General features: G+C 65.1%; 22 protein-coding genes. 10 read left to right on the plus strand and 12 right to left on the minus strand.

From position 1 onward, the window contains the following. Positions 1-134: 134 nt before the first annotated feature. Positions 135-1481: a tRNA (N6-isopentenyl adenosine(37)-C2)-methylthiotransferase MiaB gene (gene miaB, locus QY917_RS11190; protein WP_015914226.1), complete on the plus strand. Its 1347-nt coding sequence runs from the start codon at positions 135-137 to the stop codon at positions 1479-1481. 122 nt (positions 1482-1603) lie between these two features. Here miaB and ffh read toward each other — a convergent pair whose 3' ends face one another. Next, positions 1604-2983 carry a signal recognition particle protein gene (ffh, locus tag QY917_RS11195; protein ID WP_123676271.1) on the minus strand — a complete coding sequence of 460 codons (1380 nt, stop codon included), beginning with the start codon at positions 2981-2983 and terminating at the stop codon, positions 1604-1606. A gap of 91 nt (positions 2984-3074) precedes the next feature. On the opposite strand from ffh, the gene QY917_RS11200 reads away from it, so the two are divergent. From QY917_RS11200 to QY917_RS11235, 8 genes are all read left to right on the plus strand, one after another. Further along, positions 3075-3875 carry an inner membrane protein YpjD gene (locus QY917_RS11200; RefSeq protein ID WP_123676153.1) on the plus strand — a complete coding sequence of 267 codons (801 nt, stop codon included), beginning with the start codon at positions 3075-3077 and terminating at the stop codon, positions 3873-3875. Beyond that, positions 3872-4102, plus strand: a complete 231-nt coding sequence (locus tag QY917_RS11205; protein ID WP_123676152.1) for a PP0621 family protein — start codon at positions 3872-3874, stop codon at positions 4100-4102. Before QY917_RS11200 ends, QY917_RS11205 begins: the two co-directional genes overlap by 4 nt. 4 nt (positions 4103-4106) lie before the next feature. Further along, on the plus strand, positions 4107-5807 hold the full coding sequence (locus QY917_RS11210; protein WP_123676270.1) for a PAS domain-containing sensor histidine kinase: 1701 nt from the start codon (positions 4107-4109) through the stop codon (positions 5805-5807). A 15-nt stretch (positions 5808-5822) separates the two neighbouring features. Next, positions 5823-7331, plus strand: a complete 1509-nt coding sequence (locus QY917_RS11215) for a sigma-54 dependent transcriptional regulator (protein WP_123676151.1) — start codon at positions 5823-5825, stop codon at positions 7329-7331. Continuing rightward, entirely contained in the window at positions 7312-7911 is a 600-nt protein-coding gene (gene ampD / locus QY917_RS11220) for a 1,6-anhydro-N-acetylmuramyl-L-alanine amidase AmpD (protein WP_123676150.1), read from the plus strand. Before QY917_RS11215 ends, ampD begins: the two co-directional genes overlap by 20 nt. A 356-nt stretch (positions 7912-8267) precedes the next feature. Further along, positions 8268-11186, plus strand: coding sequence for a ribonucleoside-diphosphate reductase subunit alpha (locus QY917_RS11225; RefSeq protein ID WP_123676149.1), 2919 nt, complete (start codon positions 8268-8270; stop codon positions 11184-11186). 138 nt (positions 11187-11324) lie between these two features. Beyond that, positions 11325-12515, plus strand: a complete 1191-nt coding sequence (locus tag QY917_RS11230; RefSeq protein WP_123676148.1) for a ribonucleotide-diphosphate reductase subunit beta — start codon at positions 11325-11327, stop codon at positions 12513-12515. 180 nt (positions 12516-12695) lie between these two features. Next, positions 12696-13334, plus strand: a complete 639-nt coding sequence (locus QY917_RS11235; protein ID WP_302076888.1) for a histone — start codon at positions 12696-12698, stop codon at positions 13332-13334. Between the two features lie 96 nt (positions 13335-13430). On the opposite strand, the gene QY917_RS11240 is transcribed toward QY917_RS11235, so the two are convergent. The 7 genes from QY917_RS11240 to QY917_RS11270 form a co-directional block, all read right to left on the minus strand. After that, positions 13431-14327 (minus strand): carbohydrate kinase family protein, encoded by an 897-nt coding sequence (locus tag QY917_RS11240; protein WP_123676147.1) that lies wholly within the window; start codon positions 14325-14327, stop codon positions 13431-13433. Between the two features lie 78 nt (positions 14328-14405). Further along, the gene (locus QY917_RS11245; protein ID WP_302076890.1) at positions 14406-15689 is read right to left on the minus strand and encodes a DUF3426 domain-containing protein; all 1284 of its coding nucleotides are present in this window, start codon (positions 15687-15689) and stop codon (positions 14406-14408) included. 63 nt (positions 15690-15752) lie between these two features. Beyond that, positions 15753-16646, minus strand: a complete 894-nt coding sequence (prmA, locus tag QY917_RS11250) for a 50S ribosomal protein L11 methyltransferase (RefSeq protein WP_123676145.1) — start codon at positions 16644-16646, stop codon at positions 15753-15755. An 85-nt stretch (positions 16647-16731) separates the two neighbouring features. Further along, the gene (accC, locus tag QY917_RS11255; protein WP_011806733.1) at positions 16732-18081 is read right to left on the minus strand and encodes an acetyl-CoA carboxylase biotin carboxylase subunit; all 1350 of its coding nucleotides are present in this window, start codon (positions 18079-18081) and stop codon (positions 16732-16734) included. A 113-nt stretch (positions 18082-18194) separates the two neighbouring features. Next, complete coding sequence (gene accB, locus QY917_RS11260; RefSeq protein ID WP_011806734.1) at positions 18195-18659, minus strand: acetyl-CoA carboxylase biotin carboxyl carrier protein; 465 nt, start codon at positions 18657-18659, stop codon at positions 18195-18197. 110 nt (positions 18660-18769) lie between these two features. Next, entirely contained in the window at positions 18770-19357 is a 588-nt protein-coding gene (locus QY917_RS11265; protein WP_123676144.1) for a TlpA disulfide reductase family protein, read from the minus strand. Then, on the minus strand, positions 19354-19965 hold the full coding sequence (locus tag QY917_RS11270) for a hypothetical protein (RefSeq protein WP_103737170.1): 612 nt from the start codon (positions 19963-19965) through the stop codon (positions 19354-19356). Before QY917_RS11270 ends, QY917_RS11265 begins: the two co-directional genes overlap by 4 nt. A gap of 216 nt (positions 19966-20181) precedes the next feature. Between QY917_RS11270 and mpl the strand changes: the two genes are divergently transcribed. Beyond that, positions 20182-21606, plus strand: a complete 1425-nt coding sequence (gene mpl / locus QY917_RS11275) for a UDP-N-acetylmuramate:L-alanyl-gamma-D-glutamyl-meso-diaminopimelate ligase (protein ID WP_123676143.1) — start codon at positions 20182-20184, stop codon at positions 21604-21606. A 48-nt stretch (positions 21607-21654) separates the two neighbouring features. On the opposite strand, the gene QY917_RS11280 is transcribed toward mpl, so the two are convergent. From QY917_RS11280 to tldD, 4 genes are all read right to left on the minus strand, one after another. After that, positions 21655-21966 (minus strand): hypothetical protein, encoded by a 312-nt coding sequence (locus tag QY917_RS11280; RefSeq protein ID WP_011806738.1) that lies wholly within the window; start codon positions 21964-21966, stop codon positions 21655-21657. A gap of 94 nt (positions 21967-22060) precedes the next feature. After that, positions 22061-23179, minus strand: a complete 1119-nt coding sequence (locus QY917_RS11285) for a 3-deoxy-7-phosphoheptulonate synthase (protein WP_011806739.1) — start codon at positions 23177-23179, stop codon at positions 22061-22063. Positions 23180-23434: 255 nt separating this feature from the next. Further along, entirely contained in the window at positions 23435-23983 is a 549-nt protein-coding gene (locus tag QY917_RS11290) for a hypothetical protein (RefSeq protein WP_123676142.1), read from the minus strand. Positions 23984-24005: 22 nt separating this feature from the next. Continuing rightward, positions 24006-25466 (minus strand): metalloprotease TldD, encoded by a 1461-nt coding sequence (gene tldD / locus QY917_RS11295; protein WP_123676141.1) that lies wholly within the window; start codon positions 25464-25466, stop codon positions 24006-24008. Positions 25467-25488 lie beyond the last annotated feature (22 nt).

Raw genomic sequence — 25488 nt, forward strand, 5'->3', positions numbered from 1 at the left:
ACCCGCGCTGATCCAGCGCGCTGAAGCCCGGCGCGCGTTCGCGTTTCGCCGGCCCCGCTGGCCAGCCCGCAACCGCCCCGCTGCCGCCTGCGCCGCGGTGGCTGGTCTTTCGCGAGATTGAAGAGACACAAGCCATGTCCAAGAAAGTTTTCATCAAGACCTTCGGCTGCCAAATGAACGAGTACGACTCGGACAAGATGGCCGATGTGCTGGGCGCCGCCCAGGGCTATGAGCCCACCGACGACCCGGAGCAAGCCGACCTGATCCTGTTCAACACCTGCTCGGTGCGCGAGAAAGCGCAGGAGAAGGTGTTCAGCGACCTCGGCCGCGTCAAGCACCTCAAGGACAAGGGCGTGCTCATCGGCGTGGGCGGCTGCGTGGCCAGCCAAGAGGGCGAGGAGATCATCAAGCGCGCCCCGTTCGTGGATGTGGTCTTCGGCCCGCAGACGCTGCACCGCCTGCCCGATCTGCTCAACGCCCGTGCCGCCAAGGCCAGGCCGCAGGTGGATATTTCCTTCCCTGAGATCGAGAAGTTCGACCACCTGCCGCCCGCGCGCGTGGAGGGCGCCAGCGCGTTCGTGTCGATCATGGAAGGCTGCTCCAAGTACTGCAGCTACTGCGTGGTGCCCTACACGCGCGGCGAAGAGGTCAGCCGCCCGTTCGAGGACGTGTTGGTGGAGGTCGCCGGCCTGGCCGACCAGGGCGTGCGCGAAGTCACGCTGCTGGGCCAGAACGTGAACGCCTATTTGGGCGCCATGGGCGACACGGCGGAGAAAGCCGACTTTGCGCTGCTGCTGGAGTACGTGGCCGAAATCCCCGGCATCGAGCGCATCCGCTTCACCACCAGCCATCCCAACGAGTTCACACCCCGCCTGATCGAGGCCTACGCCAAGATCCCGAAGCTGGTGAGCCACCTGCACCTGCCCGTGCAGCACGGCAGCGACCGCATCCTGATGGCGATGAAGCGCGGCTACACGGCCATGGAATACAAAAGCACTATCCGCAAGCTGCGCGCCATCCGCCCCGACATGGCGATGAGCAGCGACTTCATCGTGGGCTTCCCGGGAGAGACCGAGGAAGACTTCCAGAAGATGATGAAGCTGATCGACGACGTGCGCTTCGACAACTCCTTCAGCTTCATCTTCAGCCCGCGCCCCGGCACGCCCGCCGCCAACCTGCACGACGACACGCCGCATGAGGTGAAACTGCGCCGCCTGCAGGAGCTGCAGGCCGTGATCAACCGCAACATCCTGGAGATCAGCCAGGAGCGCGTGGGCACGGTGCAGCGTCTGCTGGTGGAGGGCGTATCCAAGCGCGACGGCAGCGAGCTGATGGGCCGCACCGAATGCAACCGCGTGGTCAACTTCCCCGGCCACGAGCGGCTGATCGGCCAGATGATCGACGTGAAGATCACCGAGGCGCGTACCTACACGCTGCGCGGCGAGGTGGTGACGGGCGAGATCACGACCGCGGCCGGATAATCATCAAAAAAACATAGCTACCAGCGCTTGCCATTCCTAGATTTCAGATGGTTTTCCACCTGAAATCCTTGAAATACCAGCGCAAGCAGCTCTATTTATAGGAGCGGTCACCGCTCCCCTGTTCAGAACCGCGGCATGCCTCCCATGCCCGGCAGGCCGCCCTTCATGCCGCCCATCTTCTTCATGAGCTTCATGAGGCCGCCGCCCTTCATCTTCTTCATCATGCCCTGCATCTGCTCGAACTCGTTGAGCAGGCGGTTGACCTCCTGCACCTGCACGCCGGCGCCCTGGGCGATGCGCTTCTTGCGTGTGGCCTTGATGAGCTCGGGCTTGCGGCGCTCCAGCGCCGTCATGCTGCAGATGATGCCCTCCTTGCGGCGGATGTCGCGCTCGGCCTTGTCCATGTCTACCTGACCGGCCTTGGCCGTGAGCTGCGCGGGCAGCTTGTCCATGAGGCTGGACAGGCCGCCCATCTGCTTCATCTGCTGCAACTGGGCCAGGAAGTCGTTCAGATCGAACCCGTCGCCGCTCTTGACCTTGGCGGCGAGCTTTTGCGCCGCCTCCATGTCCACGCCGGCCGTGACCTGCTCGACCAGCGCGACGATGTCGCCCATGCCCAGGATGCGGCCCGCGTGGCGCTCGGCGTCGAACACCTCCAGGCCGTCGATCTTTTCGGACACGCCGGCAAACTTGATCGGCGCGCCCGTCACCTGGCGCACCGACAGCGCCGCACCGCCGCGCGAGTCACCGTCCAATTTTGTGAGCACGATGCCCGTGAGCGGCAGCGCTTCCTTGAAAGCCTTGGCGGTGTTCACCGCGTCCTGGCCCTGCATGGCATCGACGACAAACAGCGTCTCCACCGGGGTCAGCACGGCATGCAGGTCCTTGATTTCCTGCATCAGCACCTCGTCGATGGCCAGGCGGCCGGCAGTGTCCACCAACAGCACGTCGAAGAAGTGCTTCTTGGCGTAGTCCAGCGCTCCAAGGGCGATGTCGCGCGGCTTCTGGTCGGGCGTGCTGGGGAACCACTCGGCGCCGGCCTGCTTGGTCACGGTCTTGAGCTGCTCGATGGCGGCGGGGCGGTACACGTCGCCCGAGACGGTCAGCACCTTCTTCTTGCGCTTTTCGATCAGGTGCTTGGCCAGCTTGGCCGTGGTGGTGGTCTTGCCCGCGCCCTGCAGGCCGGCCATCAGGATCACCGCCGGCGGCTGCGCGTTGAGATTGATGTCCGCCACGCCCTCGCCCATGGTCGCGGCCAGCTCCTTGTTCACGATGCCCACCAGCGCCTGGCCGGGCTTCAGGCTGCCCAGTACCTCTTGGCCGAGGGCTTTTTCCTTCACGCGGGCGATGAAGTCGCGCACCACGGGCAGCGCCACGTCGGCCTCCAGCAGGGCCATGCGCACCTCGCGCAGCATGTCCTGAACGTTGGCTTCGGTGATGCGGGCCTGGCCGCGCATCTCCTTGACGAGACGGGTGAGTTTTTCGGTGAGTGCGGAGGCCATGGCCAAATGCTCCAGATGCACCGGCCCGGGCGTAATGCCGGCCGATGGCACAGCCCCGACGACCAGGGGCGAAAGGCTAAACTGCGAACCCATGATTTTACCCAGTGCTTCCCCGCTCGGCTGGCTGCTCGCCCTGGCCACCGCCGCCGCCTACGCGCTGGCGGCGGCCCTGGCGCCGCGCACCTCCACAGGCCGCGGCCAACTGGCCATCATGGCCCCTGCCTGGATGCTGCATGGCGCTGCGCTGGTCTGGAGCCTGCTGGGCAGCACGCCGCATTTCGGCTTTGCCGCCGCCCTGTCGATGACGGCCTGGCTGGTACTGACCACCTACGCCGTTGAGCGGCAGCTGTTTCCGCAGATGCGCGCGCGCTGGGTGCTGTGCGCACTGGGCGGCGCGGCCGTGTTGGTGGCAGCGCTGTTTCCGGGCCGGCCACTGCACGTATCCGCCTCGCCCTGGCTGCCGCTGCACCTCACGCTGGGCATTGCATGCTATGGCCTGTTTGCCGCAGCGGTGGTGCACGCCTGGCTCATGAGCCGTGCCGAGCGCCAGATGCGCCTGGCTGCCGACTCGCACAGCGGCATGCCGCTGCTGACGCTGGAGCGGCTCACGTTCCGCTTCGTGACGGCGGGCTTTGTGCTGCTCTCGGCCACGCTGGTGGCGGGCTGGCTGTTCAGCGAGCAGCTCTACGGCCGCGCCTGGCTGTGGGACCACAAGGCCGTGTTCTCGCTGCTGGCCTGGATCACCTTCGCAGTGCTGCTGCTGGGCCGCTCGCGCTTTGGCTGGCGCGGCCGCAGCGCCGTGCGCGTGCTGTATGCAGGCACTGCACTGCTGCTGCTGGCCTACGTGGGCTCGCGCTTCGTGATGGAAGTGGTGCTGGGGCGGGCGACATGAAATACCTGGTCCTGTTCGCTGTGCTGGCCGTGGTCTACGCGGTGTGGCGCGCGCAGCGCCGTGCGTCTGCGCCGCGGCAAGGCAACACCCAGCGCCCGTCCATCGCACCGCCACAGGACATGGTGCGCTGCGCCCACTGCGGCGTGCACCTGCCACGTGGCGATGCCGTGCCCGGGGGGGCGCATATGTACTGCAGCACCGCCCACCGGGACCATGGGCCCGCCTGAGCCAATGCCCTCCAAGCTGGCAGCCGCCGCCTCTCCCCTGCCCTTTCATCGCCTGTGGAATGCCTTCCTCACAGCGCGCGTGATGGTGGCGCTGGCGCTGCTGCTGCTGCAGTTGCTGGGCATTGCACTCAACCAGGCCGGCGAACCGCTGCTGTTCAGCATCTGCCTGGGCTACCTGGTGGCCACGGTGGCGCTGCGGGTGTGGGGGCACGGCGCCGTCCCTGATCCGCGGCCCGGCATCCAGTGGTTGCCGTCCATCGGGCTGGATCTGTTGCTGGTCAGCGTGCTGCAGGCGCTGCAGCAGTCGGGCGGCTTGAATTTCACGCCGTTGTTCGGGCTTCCGGTCCTGATGGCAGGCGTGCTGGGATCCTTGACTCTGGCTCTGGCAACCACGGCCGGCGCCACGCTGCTGCTGCTGGCCTGGGCCTGGTGGCTAGGCACATACGGCGGCGCCGGAGACGGCACGCAGCGCTACCTGCAGGCGGCATTAACAGGCACCGGCTACTTCATCGTCGCCTATCTAGTGCATCTGCTGGCCGCCAAGCTCACCAGCGAGCAGCAGATGGCCCGGCGCAGCCAGATGGATGCGCGCACCCACCGCGCGGTCAGTGCCCTGGTGATGCAGCACGTGGCCGATGGCGTGCTGGTGCTGGACCTGCATGGCCAGGTCCGCCTGGCCAACCCTGCGGCGTTGCTGATGCTCGGCCACAAGATCTCCGGAGACTCCTCCCTGACGCTCACCCACACGGCGGCCTTCAAACCCCTCATGGATCTGGCGTGCGCCACTTTCCAGATGGAGCGTCCCCAGCATGCCGATGTCAACGTCCTGCACGATGGCCAGATCCCCATGGCCCTGCGCGTGCGCGCATGGCTCACCCACACGCAGGACACCCCGGACGACTCTCCGGGGGAGCCGCTGTGCGTGATGTTCCTGCACGACCTGCGCGAGATGGAAGCGCGCCTGCGCACGGAGAAGCTGGCCGCCATGGGGCGCATGTCAGCCGCCGTGGCACATGAGATCCGCAACCCGTTGGCAGCGATCGTGCAAGCCAACGAACTGCTGGACGAAGACCTGGACGACCCCACACAGAAGCGCCTGACACACATGGTGCGCCAAAACGCCGACCGGCTGGTGCGCATCACGGAAGACGTACTGGACATTGCGCGCGTGCAGCACCAGATCCACCAGGCCAGCTCCTCCACCGTGGCACTGGATGCCACCGTGCAGCAGGTGTGGAACGACTGGACGGCGCAGGACCCCGCACGCCGGCAGGGGCAATTGGTACTGGACGCGGGCGCGGCGCAGGTGGAGTTCGACGCCGAGCACCTGCGGCGCGTGCTGGTGAACCTGCTGGACAACGCATTGCGCTACAAGGGGCCCGAACCCGACTCGCTGTGCCTCGCGACGCGCGCCACCCCCGGCGGGAAGGCCGGCGTGCAGGTGTGGAGCGATGGCGCACCGCTGGACAAATCGGTGGAGCGGCATCTGTTCGAGCCTTTCTTCTCATCCGAAAGCCGCTCCAGCGGGCTGGGCTTGTACATCTGCCGCGAGCTGTGCCAGCGCCACGGGGCGGCCATCGGTCACCAGCGCACCACACGCAGCCTGGCGCGCGGCGAGGTGGCGGGAAACGCCTTCACTGTGACCTTCCGCAGCCTTTCGCGCCCTGCGGACAGCACATCACTGTTTGACACAATCGTGGTCTGACACGGCCCACAGACCATGAATGCATCCACCGCCTCCATTCTTGTCGTCGATGACGAACCCGATCTGCGCACCCTCTATGAGCTGACCCTGCTGCGCGAAGGCTACCGCGTGGAAACCGCCGCCAGCGTGGACGGCGCGCGCCAACAGCTGCAGACGCAGAAGTTCGATGTCGTGATCACCGACATGCGGCTGCCCGACGGCTTCGGCATGGACTTGCTGCACGACCTGCGCAGCCAGCAGCGGCGTGAACGCTGCGTGGTCATGACGGCCTATGGATCGGCCGAGAACGCGGTGGAGGCGCTGCGCGCGGGCGCGTTCGACTACCTGACCAAGCCCGTGGACCTGAAGCAATTCCGTGCCGTGGTGGCCTCGGCGGTGCAGGGTATTGGCGCCGTACTGGCGGCGCCCAAAGCCGCCCGCCCCGGCGCACGCAACGTCACGCAGTGGCCGGACATGCAAGATCCTGTGCTGGATCGCCTGATCGGCGACTCCGAAGCCATGCGCAATGTGAAGCAGCGCATCGCCAAGGTGGCGCGCAGCATGGCCCCCGTGCTGGTGCGTGGCGAGTCAGGCACGGGCAAGGAACTGGTGGCCCGCGCGCTGCACGCCAGCAGCCAGCGCTCCGAAGGCCCGCTGATCGCCGTCAACTGCGGCGCGATTCCCGAGAACCTGCTGGAGGCAGAGTTCTTTGGCGCGCGCAAGGGTTCCTACACCGGCTCTACGCACGACCGGGAGGGCTACTTCCAGGCCGCCCGTGGAGGCACGCTGTTCCTTGACGAAATTGGCGACCTGCCGCTGCCCATGCAATCCAAACTGCTGCGTGCGATCCAGGAGCGCACGGTACGGCCCCTGGGCTCCACGCAGGAAGAAGCCGTGGACGTGCGCATCGTCAGCGCCACGCACCGAGACCTGGCCGCTGACGTGCAGGCGGGGCGCTTCCGCCAGGATCTGTATTACCGGCTGAATGTCATCGAACTGCTGATCCCACCGTTGCGCGAGCGGCGAGAGGACCTACCCGCGCTGTGCGAGGCCTTGCTGGCCCGTATCGAGCAAGAATCGGGTGTGGCCGTTCCCCGCCTGACGGAAGAAGCGCTGCGGTGCATCGCACAGCACCCGCTCACCGGCAATGTGCGCGAGCTGGAAAACCTGCTGCACCGCGCGGTAGCCCTCAGCGATGGCCATGAGCTGCACGTTGAAGGCGCGCCAGCCTCCACCGTGGAGGCACCGCCGCCCCTACCGCAGCCCGTACCGTCCGCACCAGCCATCGCGCAGCCCGCTGAGCCGCACGCGCCCCCTCGTTGGTCCGGCATCAGCGAAGGCATGCCCCTGCCCAACGATCTGCAAGCCTGGCTCGACCAGCAGGAACGGGAAATACTCGTGCGCGCCCTGCGCGAGGCGGGTTTCAACCGCACGGCCACCGCAGCCCGCCTGGGCATCAGCCTGCGCCAGATCCGTTACCGGATTGCCCGGCTGCACATCGAGGTACCGCAAGACGGCGACAGCCATGGCGACGCGCAGCCCTGAGCCTGCGGCCCGGCGGCCTGCCTGGCACGGCGGCTGGTTCGCGAATGCGAGACGCATGGACTCGCCCAACCACGGGCCACGCCCCCCGCAGGCCAGCGTGGACCTCATCGTGGTGCATTCCATCAGCCTTCCCCCCGGGCAGTTTGGCGGGGACCATGTCCACCGGCTTTTCATGAACCAGCTGGACTGGGGCGCCCATCCTTATTTCCAGCAGATTCGCGGCCTGGAAGTGTCGACGCATTTCTTCATCACGCGCGCAGGTGTGCTGTGGCAGTTCGTGGACGTGGGCCGACGCGCCTGGCACGCGGGCCGTTCCCACTACCGGGGGCGCGATGCCTGCAACGACGACTCGATCGGCGTTGAGCTCGAGGGGCTGGAAGGTGGGAGCTTCGAGCAGGCGCAGTACGCCACCCTTGTGACCCTTTGCAAGGCGCTGCGGCAGCGCTACCCCGTGCGCTACATCGCAGGGCATGAGCACATCGCCCCTGAACGCAAACACGACCCAGGCCCTGGGTTTGACTGGCGTGTACTTCATGGTGCCTTCGCCGGCACGGGTGTTCTTTTTCCGCCGGGGTGCTGATCCCTCCTGCCACGCGGACGCATTGCCGCACTTTGCGCCTTCGCCTCGCCTTCACTCCGCATGATGAAGTTGCACGCGCGTTTGCGCGCAAGATCGGCCAGCATGCCGCACCATGGCTCAAGCCGTCGGATGCGGGCCTGATCCTACGGGGGCTGCGACGGCAGTAGAAGGCCCAGGCGTTCAATCACGACGAAACGATCTCGCCAGCCTCTTACGGGGATACACTACCCCTAGTGTCTTGAACCATCAAGACACACTAGATATAGTGTGCGGCGACAGTCTACGCCGCCGTTTCGCCGGCCGAAGGTGACTGCCCGTCCGCCTGGCCATTTCTCCGAACACCTCCGAGGACCTCCATGCACGCTGCGCCCCTATCCGTTCCTGTTGACACCCCATCGCCTGCGCGGGCCACCCCGTCGGCCACGCCCACCGGGGCCCATCCACTGATGCACTACCAGATCATCCGCCGCAACGGCGCCGTGGTGCCCTTCGAGCCGCAAAAAATCGCCGTGGCGATGATGAAAGCATTCCTGGCCGTTCACGGGGCACAGGGAGCAGCCTCGGCGAGCGTGCGCGAAGTGGTGGATCAGCTGACCCGGGCAGTCGTGCGCGCGCTGATGCGCTCGCGCCCCGCGGGAGGAACGTTCCACATTGAGGACGTGCAGGACCAGGTGGAGCTGGGCTTGATGCGAGGCAGCCATCATGAGGTGGCACGCGCCTACGTGCTCTACCGCGAGCGCCGCGCGCAAGAACGCGCACAGAAGAAGGAACAACTGCTACCCCAGATGCCGGCCCTGTATGTACAGGACCAAGGTCAGCGCGTGGAGCTTGACATTCTGCGCCTGCAGAGCCTGGTGGAAGCCGCATGCACGGGCCTGGGATCGGACGTCCAGGCCGCGCCCATCATCGCGGAGACCATGCGCAACCTGTACGACGGCGTACCCATGGACGAGGTGTACAAGGCATCCATCCTCGCGGCGCGCACCCTGATTGAGAAAGATCCCGGCTACACCTACGCGACGGCACGACTGTTGCTGCACACCATCGTGCGCGAGGTATTAGGCCGCGACGTGAATCCCGCCGACATGGCCCTGGCCTACGCCGACAATTTTCCACAATTCATCCGCCAGGGCGTGGACAACGAGTTGCTCGACCCGCGCCTGATGGAATTCGACCTGCAGCGCCTGGGAAGCGCACTGAAGGCAGAGCGCGACCTGCAGTTCGACTATCTTGGCCTACAGACGCTGTACGACCGCTACTTCCTGCATGTGCGCAAAACGCGCATCGAGCTGCCTCAGACCTTTTTCATGCGCGTGGCCATGGGACTGGCGCTGCGCGAGGACGACCGCAACGCCCGCGCCATCGAGTTCTACGAACTGCTCAGCTCCTTCGATTTCATGAGCAGCACGCCCACGCTGTTCAACAGCGGCACATTGCGCTCGCAGCTGTCCAGCTGCTACCTGACCACGGTGCCCGACGAGCTGGAGGGCATCTACGAATCCATCAAGGAAAACGCCCTGCTGTCCAAGTTCGCGGGCGGCCTGGGTAACGACTGGACACGCGTACGCGCCCTCGGTGCACGCATCAAGGGCACGAACGGCGAGTCGCAAGGCGTGGTGCCGTTCCTCAAGGTGGTCAACGACACGGCCGTGGCCGTGAACCAGGGCGGCAAGCGCAAGGGTGCTGTCTGCACCTACCTGGAAAGCTGGCACCTGGACATCGAAGAATTCCTGGAGCTGCGCAAGAACACCGGCGACGACCGGCGACGCACACACGACATGAACACGGCCAACTGGATTCCCGACCTGTTCATGAAACGCGTAATGGAAAAGGGCCTGTGGACACTGTTTTCCCCCTCGGATGTCCCTGAGCTGCACGACCTGTACGGACAGGCCTTCGAAAAAGCCTACATCGCCTACGAGGCCAAGGCCGAGAGCGGCGAGCTGCCCCTGTTCAAACGCGTACCGGCCGTCGACCTCTGGCGCAAGATGCTGTCCATGCTGTTCGAGACCGGCCATCCCTGGATCACCTTCAAGGACCCGTGCAACATCCGCTCTCCCCAGCAGCATGTAGGCGTAGTGCACAGTTCCAATCTCTGTACCGAGATCACGCTCAACACCAGCGATGCCGAGACGGCCGTGTGCAACCTGGGATCGGTGAACCTCGCGCGCCATCTCAAGGACGGAGGCATCGACCACGACAAGCTGCGCAAAACCGTGAGCACGGCCATGCGCATGCTGGACAACGTGATTGACATCAACTACTACGCCGTACAGAAGGCCAAGGACTCCAACCTGCGCCACCGCCCCGTCGGCCTGGGCCTGATGGGGTTCCAGGACGCGCTGTATGAACTGCGCATCCCCTACGCAAGCGACGCCGCAGTGGAGTTTGCCGATACCTCCATGGAGGCTCTCTGCTATTACGCCTACTGGGCCTCAACCGATCTCGCCCAAGAACGGGGCCAATACTCCAGTTACCAGGGTTCTCTGTGGTCCCAGGGCATCCTGCCGCTGGATTCACTGCAGTTGCTGGAACAGGAACGTGGCGGGTACGTGGAGGTGGACCGTACGATCCGTCTGGACTGGGACATGCTGCGCGCCAAGATCGCGCAAGACGGCATGCGCAACTCCAACTGCATCGCCATTGCGCCCACAGCCACCATCTCTAACATCGTTGGCGTGGACGCCTCCATTGAGCCCTCCTTCGGCAATCTCTCCGTCAAATCTAACCTCTCGGGAGAGTTCACGGTCATCAACCAGTACCTGGTGCGCGACCTGAAGCAGCTGGGCCTGTGGGACGACGTGATGCTCATGGACCTCAAGCACTTCAAGGGGTCGCTGCACGCGATCGACCGCGTTCCCCTCACCGTCAAGGCACTGTATGCCACGGCCTTTGAAGTCGCTCCCACCTGGCTCGTCGAAGCGGCGGCGCGTCGACAGAAATGGATCGACCAGGCGCAGAGCCTGAACATCTATATGGCCGGCGCCTCAGGCAAGAAGCTCGACGAGACATACAAGCTTGCGTGGATACGCGGTCTGAAGACCACTTACTACCTGCGCACGCAGAGCGCGACGCATGTGGAGATGAGTACCGTGAACACACGCCAGCTCAATGCCGTCGCGTCTGGCGCAAGCGACACGGGGGAGGGAACGATGGCACCAAGCTCGGCATTGAACGCTGCCGTGGCTGCAGCGCAGGCACAGGCTGCTGCCATCCCTGCGACCGACGTGAAGTTCTGCGCCATTGACGACCCCGGCTGCGAAGCCTGCCAGTGATGCCGTGCGCATGCGGGCGCAGCGTGACACTCCGTCGCCTCGTTCGCATGTGTCGTGAAGCAACAGATCACGCCCGGCAACGCTTCGGTGCTTTTCATTTTGAAGCACTGCTTCCATAATCCGACCACTGGAAAACCTATGCTCACCTGGGACGACGAAGTCAAGCCCTCATCGCAAAAACTCTTGGACGGCAGTCACTCCAACGACCGCCCTGTGGAGCCTCCGCCAAACGGTTTCCAAACACCCGTGTTGCAGTCCGTCGCCAGCACTTCGACGCGCACTGCCCCTACCGCGTCTGCAGCACCCCAACACCGCCGCGTGTCTGCGGTCGACAAACGCATCATCAACGGCCAGACCGACGTCAACCAGTTGGTGCCGTTCAAGTACAAGTGGGCGTGGGAGAAATACCTCGCCACCTGCGCCAATCACTGGATGCCGCAGGAAGTGAACATGACGCGGGACATCGCACTCTGGAAGGACCCGAACGGCCTGACCGAGGACGAGCGGCGCATCGTCAAGCGCAACCTGGGCTTCTTCGTCACGGCCGACTCGCTGGCCGCCAACAACATCGTTCTAGGCACCTACCGCCACATCACGGCGCCGGAATGCCGGCAGTTTCTGTTGCGCCAGGCGTTCGAGGAAGCCATCCACACCCATGCGTACCAGTACATCGTGGAGTCACTGGGCTTGGACGAAGGCGAGATTTTCAATGCCTACAACGAGGTCCAGTCCATCCGCGACAAGGACGAGTTCCTGATCCCCTTCATCGAAGCGATCATGGATCCGCGCTTCACGACCGGCACACCCGAGAGCGACCAGACACTACTCAAGTCGCTGATCGTTTTTGCCTGCCTGATGGAAGGTCTGTTCTTCTACGTGGGTTTCACGCAAATCCTGGCACTCGGCCGCCAGAACAAGATGACCGGCGCTGCCGAGCAGTACCAGTACATCCTGCGCGACGAGTCCATGCACTGCAACTTCGGCATCGACCTGATCAACCAGCTCAAGCTCGAAAACCCACATCTGTGGACGGCCGAGTTCAAGGACGAGATCAAGGCCCTGTTCATCAAGGCAGTGGAACTGGAATACCGTTATGCCGAAGACACCATGCCGCGTGGCGTGCTGGGTATGAACGCCTCCATGTTCAAGGGCTACCTGCGCTACATCGCGAACCGCCGCGCCACACAGATCGGGCTGGAAGCGCTCTTTCCGAATGAAGAGAATCCATTCCCCTGGATGAGCGAGATGATTGATCTGAAGAAGGAACGCAACTTCTTCGAGACGCGCGTCATCGAGTACCAGTCGGGCGGCGCCTTGTCCTGGGACTGACATCTTCGTAGACCAGGCCATGATTTTTCAACCACGCTCCGCGCACACAGCACCGTTCGGCGCTGTGGCTTTGGGGCGTTTCCGCATTCGTGGTGACGCATATTCAGTCGTCGCCATGGATCGCTCCACGCCCAATGCAGGCGTGGGGTGCTCTTTGCAAATCGACCCAAGGAGAAAATGATGGCAACTGCGAAGAAACCCGCTGCAAAGAAAGCAGCTCCCGCTAAGAAGACGGCTCCAGCCAAGAAGGCTGCAGCGCCTGCCAAAAAGGCCGTAGCAGCCAAGAAGGCAGCGCCCGCCAAGAAGGCAGCCGCTCCTGCCAAAAAGGCCGTAGCAGCCAAGAAGGCAGCGCCCGCCAAGAAGGCAGCCGCTCCTGCCAAAAAGGCCGTAGCAGCCAAGAAGGCAGCGCCCGCCAAAAAGGCAGCCGCTCCTGCCAAAAAGGCCGTAGCAGCCAAGAAGGCAGCGCCCGCCAAGAAGGCAGCCGCTCCTGCCAAAAAGGCCGTAGCAGCCAAGAAGGCAGCACCCGCCAAGAAGGCAGCCGCTCCTGCCAAAAAGGCCGTAGCAGCCAAGAAGGCAGCACCCGCCAAGAAGGCAGCCGCTCCTGCCAAAAAGGCCGTAGCAGCCAAGAAGGCAGCACCCGCCAAGAAGGCAGCCGCTCCTGCCAAAAAGGCCGTAGCAGCCAAGAAGGCAGCGCCCGCCAAGAAGGCAGCCGCGCCCGCGAAGAAGGCTAAGGCTCCTGCCGCAGCGCCTGCTCCTGTCGCGCAAACAACGCTGAACCCGCAAGCCGCATGGCCCTTCCCTACGGGTGGCAAGCCATAAGGCTACGGGACAGTCCAGCCTACGACCCGGTGCTTGCACCGGGTTTTTTTATGGCGAATCCGCAGTCAGAAACGCTGCTTCAATCCCGGCGCTCGCTCAGTCAGGTTGAAAGTCCAGCTGGTAATTCTGCGGGCCGCGTTGCGCGATCTTGAGCGCGCCCAGCCGGTTGCCCAACTGAGCGCAACGTGCCAGGGTCCACCCCTTCTCCAGGCCGTAGAGCAAACCGCCACGCCAGGCATCCCCGCAGCCCGTGGGGTCCACCACCTGCGCCGGTTGCACAGGGGGAACATGCGTCCTGACACCCTGTTCCCAGATCTCACATCCCTGTGCTCCCAGTGTGACGATCAGGCCGCGGACCCGATGCGAGATCTCTGCCAGGCTCCAGCCCGTACGGTCGCACAACATCTTGCCTTCGTAGTCATTGACGGCGATCCAGCTCGCCTGCTTGATGAATCGACGCAGGTCTGCGCCATCGAACATGGGCAACCCCTGTCCCGGATCGAACACGAACGGAATGCCCGCCTCGACGAATTGCGCCGCGTGCTGCAGCATGGCCTCACGGCCGTCCGGCGCGATGATGCCCACGTGCGCACCCGCCCCGGGCGGGATGCGGTGCAGGTGGGCCTGCATCATGGCACCGGGGTGGAACGCCGTGATCTGGTTGTTGTCCCGATCGGTCATGATCATCGCCTGGGCGGTGTATGTATCCTCCACGCGGCCGACAAAGCGGGTGTCGACGCCGAGTTGCTGCAGTCGCGCCAAGTATTCGCCGCCATCAGCGCCCAGCATGGCCATGGGCAGCGGGTTGCCTCCCAACAGCTTGAGGCTGTATGCGATATTGCCAGCGCATCCTCCAAAGTCGCGGCGCAATGTGGGAACGAGAAACGACACATTCAGGATATGCAGTTGCTCGGGCAATATTTGCTCTGCAAAACGCCCATCGAACGTCATGATGGTGTCGAAGGCCAGGGAACCGCAAATCAGCGCAGCCATAGGGTCAAAGCTCAAGAGTAAAAAATCAGGGATAGAAGGCCACCAGCCGATAGCCGGCCACCTGCGCAGCGCCCTGGATCACCTGCAACGGCAGTGCACCGCTCCACACGAAACCTGGTGCCAATTCCAGGGGGCCCCCAGTTCGTCACGCAGCAATACGCGCCGCACAATGGGTTGGTCTTGCGCATCCGTCAGCGTGAGTTCCAGCGCCGGCATCGCAACGGCCTGGGTCGACGTATTCTTCACGCTCATCTGCAACTGGTACCCGGACGGATCGTGGCGCGCCTTCAGAAACGATGAGCTGTCGATGACCACTGCCGTGATGTGCCGTGGAGGTTGCAGCACGCACTGCAAGCGCGCGCACAGTCGCTCCATCCATGCGCGGGCCGCGGGATGACGCGATGCGATGTCGTCCCGTTCCTGGATGGTGATTTGGAGAAGCAAGGCCACCACCAACGTCAGGCCGACCAAGGACAGGCCCACACGTACCGAGGGCCTGCGCCAGAACGCGTTGCGGCGCGCAGCCTTCACGAAGCCAGGTTCAATAACGGAATCCGTGCGGTCGTCGGCGCGCCCTTCTTCCCGCTCCAGCGATGGCGCGCCTGCATCCTCCGATGGCGCCAGGGACTCCAGCGGTTCAGTCGGGCTGGGCGCCATCTCTGGTGATTCGATGGTCTCCTGCGCCGCCCTCCCCGCAGCGGACGTGGCCCCCTCCTCTGTGGGTACCGGTGAAACCAGAACGGCAGGTGCTTCCGCGGATTCGTGGCTGCTGGGTTCCTCCGATTCCGCATCGTCCTCAAGAGGCGCCGCCGGTAACTCGTAACCCTGCGGGAGCGTATGGACTGGCGGGGCGGGAATATCGCGCGCGGCTGGAGACAGGGGCGCCGCATCGGCATCCACCGGGGGCGCAGCCATTGCTTTCGGCGTCTTCGCAGGCGCTGCGCCCTCAGGATTCGCCAGCAGAAAGGCGGGGACCGGGGGCGGTGGGGGAACCCATGGTGGAGTTTCGCTTTCCGTACGCAGGCCTTCATCCACCGCGGGAACCACTTCCTGCGGTGCACACGCGGCCGCTGCAGACATCACCGGGTCCGGCGCAAGCGATGTTGGAGCCTCCACATGCCGCGCACTGCCCCAGACCTGAATGCCTTCCGAGGCTTTACCGACGGGCTGTGGCGGAGGCTTGAGCGCATCCAGAAGCAGGTCGGAAAGCAACGGCTCCGCCTCCTGCACCTGCAAGTGCTGCGATGCATCGAACACTTCCTTGCAGTGCCCGCATCGCACCCAGCCTTCCGATATCCGCAGCTGATCGGCAACCACCCGAAAGGTGGTGGAGCAGTGGGGGCAGCGGGTGATCTGGCTCATCGGCTGTGGATTGTAGGGGCCCCTCTACGGCCCCGCGCAGCCCGCGCGGTCAGCGACGCGCGGTTAGCGACGCGCGGTCATCAGGATCCAGCCATCCTCACGGTCCGACACCTGCAACTGCAGCCACGGCGCATAGGCCTCCTGCAGCTCCTCCGCCTGCCGCTCCAGGATGCCGGCCAGCACAAGGTGCCCGCCCTGCGCAACATGGCCGCTGAGCAAGGGCGCCAGCACCTTGAGCGGCGTCGCCAGAATATTCGCCAACACGGTCTGGTATTGCCCTTGCGCCCGCTCGGGCAGACCCGCGTTCACCTGCACGCCGTTGGCTTGCGCATTTTGTCGCGTGGATTCCACGGCTGCCGCGTCAATGTCCACCGCGTCGATCTCTGTGGCGCCAAATTTCGCGGCGCCGATCGCCAGGATGCCGGAGCCGCAGCCATAGTCGAGCACGCGCCCCAGCGCCTGCCCGGCCGCGTCGCCATGTTTGGCAATCCAGCGCAGGCACATGCGCGTGGTTGGGTGGGTTCCCGTGCCAAAGGCCAGCCCTGGATCCAGGCGGATGCTACGGCGCGCAGCCGCGGGCATCTCGTGCCACGTCGGCACGATCCAGAAATCGGGCGTGATGTCCACCGGCGCGAACTGGGATTGCGTGAGCCGGACCCAGTCCTGCTCCTGCACCACACTCACCCCCTGCACGATGCAGCCCTCGAAGAAATCCTGGGCCTGCAACAGTTGCCGCGCCTCCTCGGCCGCCTCTTGCGTAGGAAACAGGGCAGTGATGCGGCTACGCTGCCAACCCTCACGCGGGGCCGGCATGCCAGGTTCTCCAAAAAGCGCCTGCTCGGCATCGGTGTGCGCGTCGGCATCTTCCACCGAAACGCTCAAGGCTTCCAGCGCATCGAGCGCGTCGCTCACGGTCTCCACCCGTTCCTCGGGACACAACAGGTTCAGCTCGAACATGGGATCAACCTCCTTGCACGCGATCCATGAAAAAAAGCTGGCATCCGTTTCCGGATGCCAGCGGGCAGGTCAGAAGTGCTGACGATCAGCGCTGGCGCTGCGACAGCCACTCCTCCAGGTAGTGGATGTTGGTGCCGCCCGCTACGAACTTGGCGTCCACCATGAGTTCGCGGTGCAGCGCCACGTTGGTATTGATGCCTTCGATCACCGTTTCCGACAGTGCCGTGCGCATGCGCGCCAGGGCTTGCTCGCGCGTATCGCCGTGCACGATGATCTTGCCGATCATGGAGTCGTAATTCGGCGGCACGTAGTAGTTCGTATAGGCGTGCGAGTCCACGCGCACGCCCGGGCCGCCAGGCGCGTGCCACATCGTGATGCGCCCCGGCGACGGGATGAACTTGTAGGGATCCTCAGCGTTCACCCGGCACTCGATCGCATGGCCATGGATCTGAACCTGGCGCTGAGTGAACGGCAGTTTTTCGCCCGCAGCCACCATGATTTGCGTGCGCACGATGTCCACGCCCGTGATCCACTCGGTCACCGGGTGCTCCACCTGCACGCGGGTGTTCATCTCGATGAAGTAGAACTCGCCGTTCTCGTACAGGAACTCGAACGTACCCGCACCGCGGTAGCCGATCTTCTTGCAGGCGGCCACGCAGCGTTCGCCAATCTTCTCGATCAGCTTGCGCGGAATACCCGGTGCCGGCGCTTCCTCGATCACCTTCTGGTGGCGACGCTGCATGGAGCAGTCGCGCTCGCCCAAGTACACGGCATTGCGGTACTTGTCGGCCAGTATCTGGATCTCTATATGGCGCGGGTTCTGGAGGAATTTCTCCATGTACACGGCCGGGTTGCCAAAGGCGGCCTGCGCCTCGGCCTTGGTCATCTGCACCGCGTTGACCAGCGCCGCCTCGGTGTGAACCACTCGCATGCCACGGCCGCCACCACCGCCAGCGGCCTTGATGATGACCGGGTAACCGATGCTCTTGGCAATGCGGCGGATCTGCACTGGATCATCCGGCAACTCGCCATCGGAGCCCGGCACGCAGGGTACGCCCGCGCGGATCATGGCCTGCTTGGCCGACACCTTGTCACCCATCATGCGGATGGAGTCGGGCGTCGGGCCGATGAACTGGAACCCGCTCTTTTCCACCCGTTCGGCGAAATCGGCGTTTTCCGACAGGAAGCCATACCCCGGGTGAATGGCCTCGGCGTCCGTCACCTCGGCCGCCGAAATGATGGCAGGCATGTTGAGGTAGGACAGCGGCGAGGGCGCGGGGCCGATGCACACAGCCTCCTCCGCCAGCTTGACATATTTGGCGTCGCGGTCGGCCTCGGAATAGACCATCACGGCCTTCACACCCAGTTCGTGGCAGGCACGCTGGATTCGCAGGGCAATCTCGCCGCGATTGGCGACCAAAATCTTCTTAAACATGGTTGGCCTCGCGGCTCAAGGCCGCATGCAGACAAAAACCCGCGCCAGCGCCTGGTGCTGCCATGCACGCGCAACGAGCGCATGCGGCGGGGGCTGAAGCGCTCATGCGCGGCTTACTCGATGACGAACAGCGGCTGCCCGTATTCCACCGCCTGCCCGTTCTCACCCAGGATGCGGGTCACCGTGCCGGACTTGTCGGCCTCGATCTCGTTCAGGATCTTCATGGCTTCGACGATGCACACCGTGTCACCTTCCTTGACCTTGCTGCCCACCTCGACAAACGGCTTCGCGCCCGGGCTGGACGCGCGATAGAACGTACCCACCATGGGCGACTTGACGATATGGCCAGAAGGGGCCGCCGCCGCGGGGGCAGGCAATTCAGCAACGGGCGCGGTGGGCGCGGCCGCTACGGGCGCGGCGGCCATGGGGGTTTGGACGGGAGCGGCGACGAACTGCTGCACCACGGCCCCGCCGCTCTTCACGATGCGGACCTTGCCCTCGGCTTCGGTGATCTCGAGTTCAGAAACATTCGACTCGGAGACCAGATCGATGAGGGTCTTGAGTTTGCGCAAATCCATGGGGGCTCCAACGGCTAGAAACGGAATGGGGAGCGAATTTACCCTAATTTCGGACTATTTCACCGAAACGACCCCAATTGCCACCATCTCCATTGAGGAAACACAGGCGCTCACAACGTTGTGGACCAGCCTTGGAGATCCTGCGCCGTCAGTTGGCCCATTTTACGCTTCAAAATGCTGCCATTTGCGCCAAACAGTACGGTAAAGGGCAGCCCGCCCTTTTCGTTGCCCAGCCCGCGCGCCAGGTCGGTGCCGCCCAGCCCCCCCAAGGCGATTGGGAAATCGAGAGGCATGCGCTCTAGAAATTTGCGCACGTTGGAAGGCTGATCGATCGCCAAGCCCACAACCTGCCACCCTTTGGCGCGGTGTTCCCCATAAAAGGCATTGAGCAGCGGCAGTTCTTCCACGCACGGGGGGCACCAGGTGGCCCAAAAATTCAACAGCAGGGGGCGACCCCGCAAGGCGGCCATGGACAGCACTTCGCCCGCCGGGCCTTCAAACTGCGCGCCCCAGACGGCGTCGGACACGCCCTCCTGCACCGGGCCCGGCCGCAGCCGCCAGGCCGCCAGCCCCGCGCCCCCCAGGGCGGCAAGGGCACCGGCCCCCACCAGCAGCCAGCGGCGGCGGCGGAGCGGATGGGCGCTCGGCGCCTTTGCGGAATCGGCAGACGCCGAAGAGGAAAGAGTGGGCTCGTTCATGAAGACAGGGTGGAAGTAGGCATTTCCTGCAGCAACCGGCGCACGGCTTGCAGATCACCCCGGGGCGCGCGCCCCCGGGCGTCGGGGCGCAGCGCGCCACGCAGGTCGTCCAGGTCATAGATCAGCAGATGCACGCCGATCTCTTCGTGCAACGCGGCGGATCGGCTGCTCAGACTCAAGGCATCGACCGGCTCGCCCCGGAAACCCATGACGGTGCGGGGCTCGTAATTCACATGGTGGTCGATGAGGGCAATCTCGGCCGATTTGGGATCGTCGCAGAACAGCGCCAGGTAGATGTCGGACAGCCGTGTGGCCGTGCCGTGCCAGACCGCACCGCCCAGGTAGGGGCGGAAGTCCTGCATGCGTTGCATCCACACCAGTGCCAATTCGCGCAGCGCCCGCAATTCGGAGGGTTGGGTATCGGCGCAAAACAGGCCGATGTACTCCCGCACTGCATCCTCGACGAGGTCGTTGTCGGGCAGCGGCGTGCGCTGGGGTAGCCCCAACTCCTTGACCGCGCGGCGCTTGGCCGCCCCCCACTCCAGCCCCTCCTCGACCACCAGGCGGGCTGCGGCATTGGCGATTTCGATGGCAAGGGCGTTTTGCATGGCGGCACGGTCCAGAACGCAGGACGTCCATTGTCGCCCCAATGCCCCGCAATACCGTTGACGCAACCGTGACGGCGCACCCGCCGCAGGGGTAATGCACCATGCATCCGCCATTTGCTCCCTATTCGATAGCTGTTCGCGCTTTATCAACGGGCGTTAGACCCATTTTTTTCATAAATCCTGGAGGTTCCACCGAGGTCCATAGAATCGGGAGCCATGCATATACACATCCTGGGCATCTGCGGCACGTTCATGGGCGGCCTGGCCGCGCTGGCGCGCGAGGCGGGCCACCGTGTCACCGGCTGCGACGCCGGCGTCTACCCTCCCATGAGCGACCAGTTGCGCGCCTTGGGAATAGAGTTGATCGAAGGCTATGGCGCCGACCAGCTCGCGCTGAAGCCCGACATGTTCGTGGTGGGCAACGTGGTCAGCCGCGCGCGGCTGGCGGACGGCACGCCGAAGTTTCCGCTGATGGAGGCCATCCTCGACGCGGGCGCGCCCTACACCAGCGGGCCGCAATGGCTGGCCGAGCATGTGCTGCAGGGCCGCCATGTGCTGGCCGTCGCCGGCACGCACGGCAAGACGACCACCACGTCCATGCTGGCCTGGATTCTGGAATGCGCGGGCCTGGCGCCCGGCTTCCTGGTGGGCGGTGTGCCGATGAACTTCGGCGTATCCGCGCGTCTGGGCGCACCCGTACGGCCCCTGGCCGGGCCAGGACCGCTCGCCACGGCGCCGCTGTTCGTGATCGAGGCGGATGAATATGACACCGCGTTCTTCGACAAGCGCAGCAAATTCGTGCACTACCGCCCCCGCACCGCCGTGCTGAACAACCTGGAGTTCGATCACGCCGACATCTTTGACGACCTGGGCCAGATCGAACGGCAGTTCCACCACTTGGTGCGCACGGTGCCGCCCTCGGGCCGCGTGGTGGTCAATGGGCTGGAGGAGAGCCTGGCACGCGTACTGCACGCCGGCTGCTGGAGCGGCGTGGCCAACTTTGGCACCGCGGTGAGCGACTTCGGCGCGCAAGGCGAGCCGCACGATTTCGAGGTGCTGCAGCGGGGCCGCACAGTGGCACGCGTGCAGTGGACGCTGACGGGCGTGCACAACCAGCTCAATGCCCTCGCTGCCATCGCGGCCGCCGAGCATGTGGGCGTGACGCCTGCCCAGGCGGCCGAGGCACTGGCGCGCTTCGAGAACGTCAAGCGCCGCATGGAGCTGCGCGGCACGGTACGGGGCATCGCTGTCTATGACGACTTTGCGCACCATCCCACGGCGCTGCGCACCACGCTGGACGGACTGCGCCGGCGCGTGGGCCCCAAGGGCGAAGGCCGCGGGCGCATCCTGGCGGTGTTCGAGCCGCGCAGCAACACCATGAAGCTGGGCACCATGAAGGCGCAGTTGCCCTGGGCGCTGGAGCCGGCCGACCTGGCCTTCTGCCATACCGCCGGCCTGGACTGGGACGCCGCTGCGGCGCTGGCCCCTATGGGTGCGCGCGCGCAGACGGCGGGCGACCTGCCCACGCTGGTGGGCCAGATCCGCGCAGCGGTGCAGCCGGGCGACCACATCGTCTGCATGAGCAACGGCAGCTTTGGCGGAGTGCACGCCCAACTGCTCGCAGAACTATCAAAACAATAGCTGCTAGCGCTTGATTAATAAGCGCTAGCAGCCTTTTTGGCTTGAGACTTAGAAACTGACAGCCATGCCCGGCACGTCCACGCGCACGACGGGCCTGGCAAGCGCAGCGACGGTGGCGCGGGCAAACTGGCCGGACCATGCAGGATCGGCCAGCAGCGTCGCCCCCGCGGCGCGGGCCACGGTCAGCACCTTGTCGGCCAGCAGCACCTTGCCGCTGGCGCGCAGCGGCTCGCATTCCAGGCGTAGAAATTCATCGTCCAGCCAGCGGCGCGCGTCCTCGTGCGACAGGGGCTGTCCCCCCTGCGCGTCCAGACGGAATTCCTGATCGGGGCTCAGGGTGACTAATACTTCGCTGTGCATGAGCTGTCTCGCCTCTTGAGGGAATAGTGTTGACGGGTGAACGGGACGGCGCGGCCGCGCCATTCCCGTGCCGCGAGCTTACACCGCGCCCGCTTCAACGCGCGCGCCGCGCTTGCACGGCGGCCGCCAGCTCGGCCAGGCAGGCAACGGAGTCGTCCCAGCCCAAGCAGGCATCGGTGATGCTCTTGCCGTATTCCAGCGTCGTGGCATCGTCCTTGCCCGGCGTGAACTTCTGCGCTCCGGGCTGCAGGTGGCTTTCCACCATCACGCCGAACACGCTGCGCGAGCCGCCTGCGATCTGCGCGGCGATGTCGCGCGCCACATCGCGCTGCTTCTCATGCTGCTTGCTGCTGTTGGCATGGCTGCAGTCCACCATCAGCGACGCCGGCAGGCCGGCGGCCTCCAGGTCCTTGCAAGCCGCGGCAACGCTGGCGGCGTCGTAGTTGGGCGCCTTGCCGCCGCGCAGGATCACGTGGCAATCCTTGTTGCCCGCGGTATGCACGATGGCCACCTGGCCGTTCTTGTGCACCGACAGGAAGTGGTGGCCGCGGCTGGCGGACTGGATGGCATCGGTGGCGATGCGGATGTTGCCGTCGGTGCCGTTCTTGAAGCCGATGGGGGCCGAAATGCCGGAGGCCAGCTCGCGGTGTACCTGGCTTTCGGTGGTGCGCGCGCCGATGGCGCCCCAGCTGATCAGGTCGCCGATGTACTGGGGCGAGATCACGTCCAGGAACTCGCTGCCCGCCGGCACGCCCAGGCGGTTGATGTCGATGAGCAGCTGGCGAGCGATGCGCAGGCCCTCGTCGATGCGGTAGCTGCCGTCCAGGTAGGGGTCGTTGATCAGGCCCTTCCAGCCCACGGTGGTGCGGGGCTTCTCGAAGTACACGCGCATCACCACTTCCAGCTGGTCCTTGTACTGCTCACGCACGGCCTTGAGCTTGCGCGCATAGTCCACCGCGGCGTGCGGGTCGTGGATCGAACAGGGGCCGATGATGACGAGCAGCCGGTCGTCCTCGCCGCTCATGATGCGCTGGATGCTGCGGCGTGTGTTGGCAATCAGCGACTCCACCTCCGACCCGCGGATCGGGAAAAAGCGAATCAGGTGGTCTGGAGGAGGAAGCACGGTGATGTCCTTGATGCGTTGGTCGTCGGTCTCGCTGGTTTTCTCGACGTTGGGATACCAGGCATCGCTGCTGGAGACATGGGCGTTCATGGGTGCTTCCTCTCGGGTGTGTGGGGGGGTGAAGATGGAAAACGGAGAACAGATAACAAAAAACCGCCGGGCTTTTCAGCTTCGGCGGTTTCTTAGAGAAGGGGGCTCAGTCTGGGTGCGCGCGTACCTCTCATCCGCCAGGGACAGAGAACCAAAAGTAAAAGTAAAACGCGCTGTGAACTGACATGCGAACCAATGTAGCACGTATTGCGGCACCGCAACATAGGCACCATGTTGCCGTCGCGCTACAACCGCTTACGGATGCCGTCCCTCGAACCACCACCGGCGCAGGCGCGCCAGCAGTGGCGCACGCGGTGGGCGCTCCGCGGCAGGCCGGGTGTCGGGCGCCGATCGCTCCATGCAGGGGTCGCCCTGCATATAGATGTCGAGCACCAGCCGCGCCTCTCCCAGCGTGCGCCACGCCTGCCGCTCAAAAGTACTGAAGCGCTCGGCCTCAGAGGGGCTACGCTGCTGCAAGGCCTGCTGCCATTGCGCCAGGGCATCGCGCAATTCGCGCAACGCGCGCTGGTAGACACCGAATTCATACAGCGCATGCCAGGCCGACCCCAGCCCTGTGAGGTGCAACTGGTGGCGCCTTGCGCAATGCGCCAGCGCCTCGGCGCTGCGCCGCACGGCCTCGGGCCCCAACTGCCCCCGGCGCGCGCGCGTGGCGGCCTCGATATGCTGGGCCAGCTCGCCCAGGCTGTCGCGCAGCGCACGCGCGTCCTCGTCCGCCTCTCCGCCGTGCGGGTTACGGTCCGGATCGGTGAAAGTCTGCGGGCGGCTGGAGAGTGGCACGGGCATGGCACACAACCGGCCGCGGCGCTCAGGCCGTGCCGCCCACCGTCAGGCCATCGATGCGCATGGTGGGTTGGCCCACTCCCACAGGCACGCTCTGACCCTCCTTGCCGCAGGTGCCCACACCGCTGTCCAGGCGCATGTCGTTGCCGATCATGGTCACCTTCTTGAGCGACTCCGGGCCGCTGCCGACGATGGTCGCGCCCTTCACGGGGTACTGGATCTTGCCGTTTTCCACCCAGTAGGCCTCGCTCGCGGAGAACACGAACTTGCCGCTGGTGATGTCCACCTGTCCGCCGCCGAAGTTGGTGGCGTACAGGCCCTTCTTGATGCTGGCGACGATTTCCTGCGGGTCCTTGTCGCCGCCCAGCATGTAGGTATTGGTCATGCGCGGCATGGGGATGTGGGCATAGCTCTCGCGCCGGCCGTTGCCCGTGGGCTTGACACCCATGAGGCGCGCATTCATCGCGTCCTGGATGTAGCCCTTCAATATGCCGTCCTCGATGAGCACGTTGCGCTGCGTGGCGTGGCCCTCATCGTCCACGTTGAGCGAGCCGCGGCGGTCGGCCAGCGTGCCATCGTCCAGCACGGTGACGCCCTTGGCCGCCACGCGCTGCCCGATGCGGCCGCTGAAGGCACTCGACCCCTTGCGGTTGAAGTCGCCCTCCAGCCCGTGGCCCACGGCCTCGTGCAGCAGCACACCGGGCCAACCGGGGCCCAGCACCACGGTCATCTCGCCCGCGGGCGCAGGGCGCGACTCGAGGTTGACCAACGCAGCATTCACGGCTTCATGGACATACTGCCCGATCTGCTCGTCGGTGAAATAGGCCAGACCGAAGCGCCCGCCCCCGCCGGCCGAGCCCACCTCGCGGCGGCCGTTCTGTTCGGCGATGACGGTGATCGACAGGCGCACCAGCGGGCGCACATCGGCGGCCATCAGCCCATCGGCACGCGCCACCAGCACCACGTCGTACTCGCTGGCCAGGCCCGCCATGACCTGCACCACGCGCGGGTCCTTGGCGCGGGCACATTGCTCGGCGCGCTCCAGCAGGCGCACCTTGTCGGTGCTGTCCATCGAGGCGATGGGGTCGATGTGCGGGTACAGCGAACGGCTGTTTGCTATCTTTTTGGAAGCTACTCGCGCACGTCCCACCTTATCCGCAACCGAAATGGACCGTACGGTACGGGCCGCGTCGAGCAGCGAGGCCTCGGAAATATCATCCGAGTAGGCGAAGGCCGTCTTCTCGCCGCTCACCGCGCGCACGCCCACGCCCTGGTCGATGGAGAACGAGCCCGTCTTGACGATGCCCTCTTCCAGGCTCCAGCCTTCGCTGCGCGTGTACTGGAAGTACAGGTCGGCGTCGTCCACGCGGTGCGCGCGGATCTCCGCCAGGGCGCGGGAGAGGTGGGACTCGTCCAGGCCGAAGGGGGTGAGCAGCAGCTCACGGGCCAGGCCCAGGCGTTCGATGGTGGGTTCGCGGGAAATCATCGGCCGATTGTAGGCAGGCGCC

This window comes from Diaphorobacter sp. C33, assembly GCF_030503915.1.
Lineage (GTDB): Bacteria > Pseudomonadota > Gammaproteobacteria > Burkholderiales > Burkholderiaceae_C > Diaphorobacter > Diaphorobacter nitroreducens.

Excerpts from the sequence above, each read along its gene's own strand:
- miaB (WP_015914226.1), top strand. The coding sequence starts at position 135 with ATGTCCAAGAAAGTTTTCATCAAGACCTTCGGCTGCCAAATGAACGAG.
- ffh (WP_123676271.1), bottom strand. The coding sequence starts at position 2,983 with ATGGCCTCCGCACTCACCGAAAAACTCACCCGTCTCGTCAAGGAGATG.
- QY917_RS11200 (WP_123676153.1), top strand. The coding sequence starts at position 3,075 with ATGATTTTACCCAGTGCTTCCCCGCTCGGCTGGCTGCTCGCCCTGGCC.
- QY917_RS11205 (WP_123676152.1), top strand. The coding sequence starts at position 3,872 with ATGAAATACCTGGTCCTGTTCGCTGTGCTGGCCGTGGTCTACGCGGTG.
- QY917_RS11210 (WP_123676270.1), top strand. The coding sequence starts at position 4,107 with ATGCCCTCCAAGCTGGCAGCCGCCGCCTCTCCCCTGCCCTTTCATCGC.
- QY917_RS11215 (WP_123676151.1), top strand. The coding sequence starts at position 5,823 with ATGAATGCATCCACCGCCTCCATTCTTGTCGTCGATGACGAACCCGAT.
- ampD (WP_123676150.1), top strand. The coding sequence starts at position 7,312 with ATGGCGACGCGCAGCCCTGAGCCTGCGGCCCGGCGGCCTGCCTGGCAC.
- QY917_RS11225 (WP_123676149.1), top strand. The coding sequence starts at position 8,268 with ATGCACGCTGCGCCCCTATCCGTTCCTGTTGACACCCCATCGCCTGCG.
- QY917_RS11230 (WP_123676148.1), top strand. The coding sequence starts at position 11,325 with ATGCTCACCTGGGACGACGAAGTCAAGCCCTCATCGCAAAAACTCTTG.
- QY917_RS11235 (WP_302076888.1), top strand. The coding sequence starts at position 12,696 with ATGGCAACTGCGAAGAAACCCGCTGCAAAGAAAGCAGCTCCCGCTAAG.
- QY917_RS11240 (WP_123676147.1), bottom strand. The coding sequence starts at position 14,327 with ATGGCTGCGCTGATTTGCGGTTCCCTGGCCTTCGACACCATCATGACG.
- QY917_RS11245 (WP_302076890.1), bottom strand. The coding sequence starts at position 15,689 with ATGAGCCAGATCACCCGCTGCCCCCACTGCTCCACCACCTTTCGGGTG.
- prmA (WP_123676145.1), bottom strand. The coding sequence starts at position 16,646 with ATGTTCGAGCTGAACCTGTTGTGTCCCGAGGAACGGGTGGAGACCGTG.
- accC (WP_011806733.1), bottom strand. The coding sequence starts at position 18,081 with ATGTTTAAGAAGATTTTGGTCGCCAATCGCGGCGAGATTGCCCTGCGA.
- accB (WP_011806734.1), bottom strand. The coding sequence starts at position 18,659 with ATGGATTTGCGCAAACTCAAGACCCTCATCGATCTGGTCTCCGAGTCG.
- QY917_RS11265 (WP_123676144.1), bottom strand. The coding sequence starts at position 19,357 with ATGAACGAGCCCACTCTTTCCTCTTCGGCGTCTGCCGATTCCGCAAAG.
- QY917_RS11270 (WP_103737170.1), bottom strand. The coding sequence starts at position 19,965 with ATGCAAAACGCCCTTGCCATCGAAATCGCCAATGCCGCAGCCCGCCTG.
- mpl (WP_123676143.1), top strand. The coding sequence starts at position 20,182 with ATGCATATACACATCCTGGGCATCTGCGGCACGTTCATGGGCGGCCTG.
- QY917_RS11280 (WP_011806738.1), bottom strand. The coding sequence starts at position 21,966 with ATGCACAGCGAAGTATTAGTCACCCTGAGCCCCGATCAGGAATTCCGT.
- QY917_RS11285 (WP_011806739.1), bottom strand. The coding sequence starts at position 23,179 with ATGAACGCCCATGTCTCCAGCAGCGATGCCTGGTATCCCAACGTCGAG.
- QY917_RS11290 (WP_123676142.1), bottom strand. The coding sequence starts at position 23,983 with ATGCCCGTGCCACTCTCCAGCCGCCCGCAGACTTTCACCGATCCGGAC.
- tldD (WP_123676141.1), bottom strand. The coding sequence starts at position 25,466 with ATGATTTCCCGCGAACCCACCATCGAACGCCTGGGCCTGGCCCGTGAG.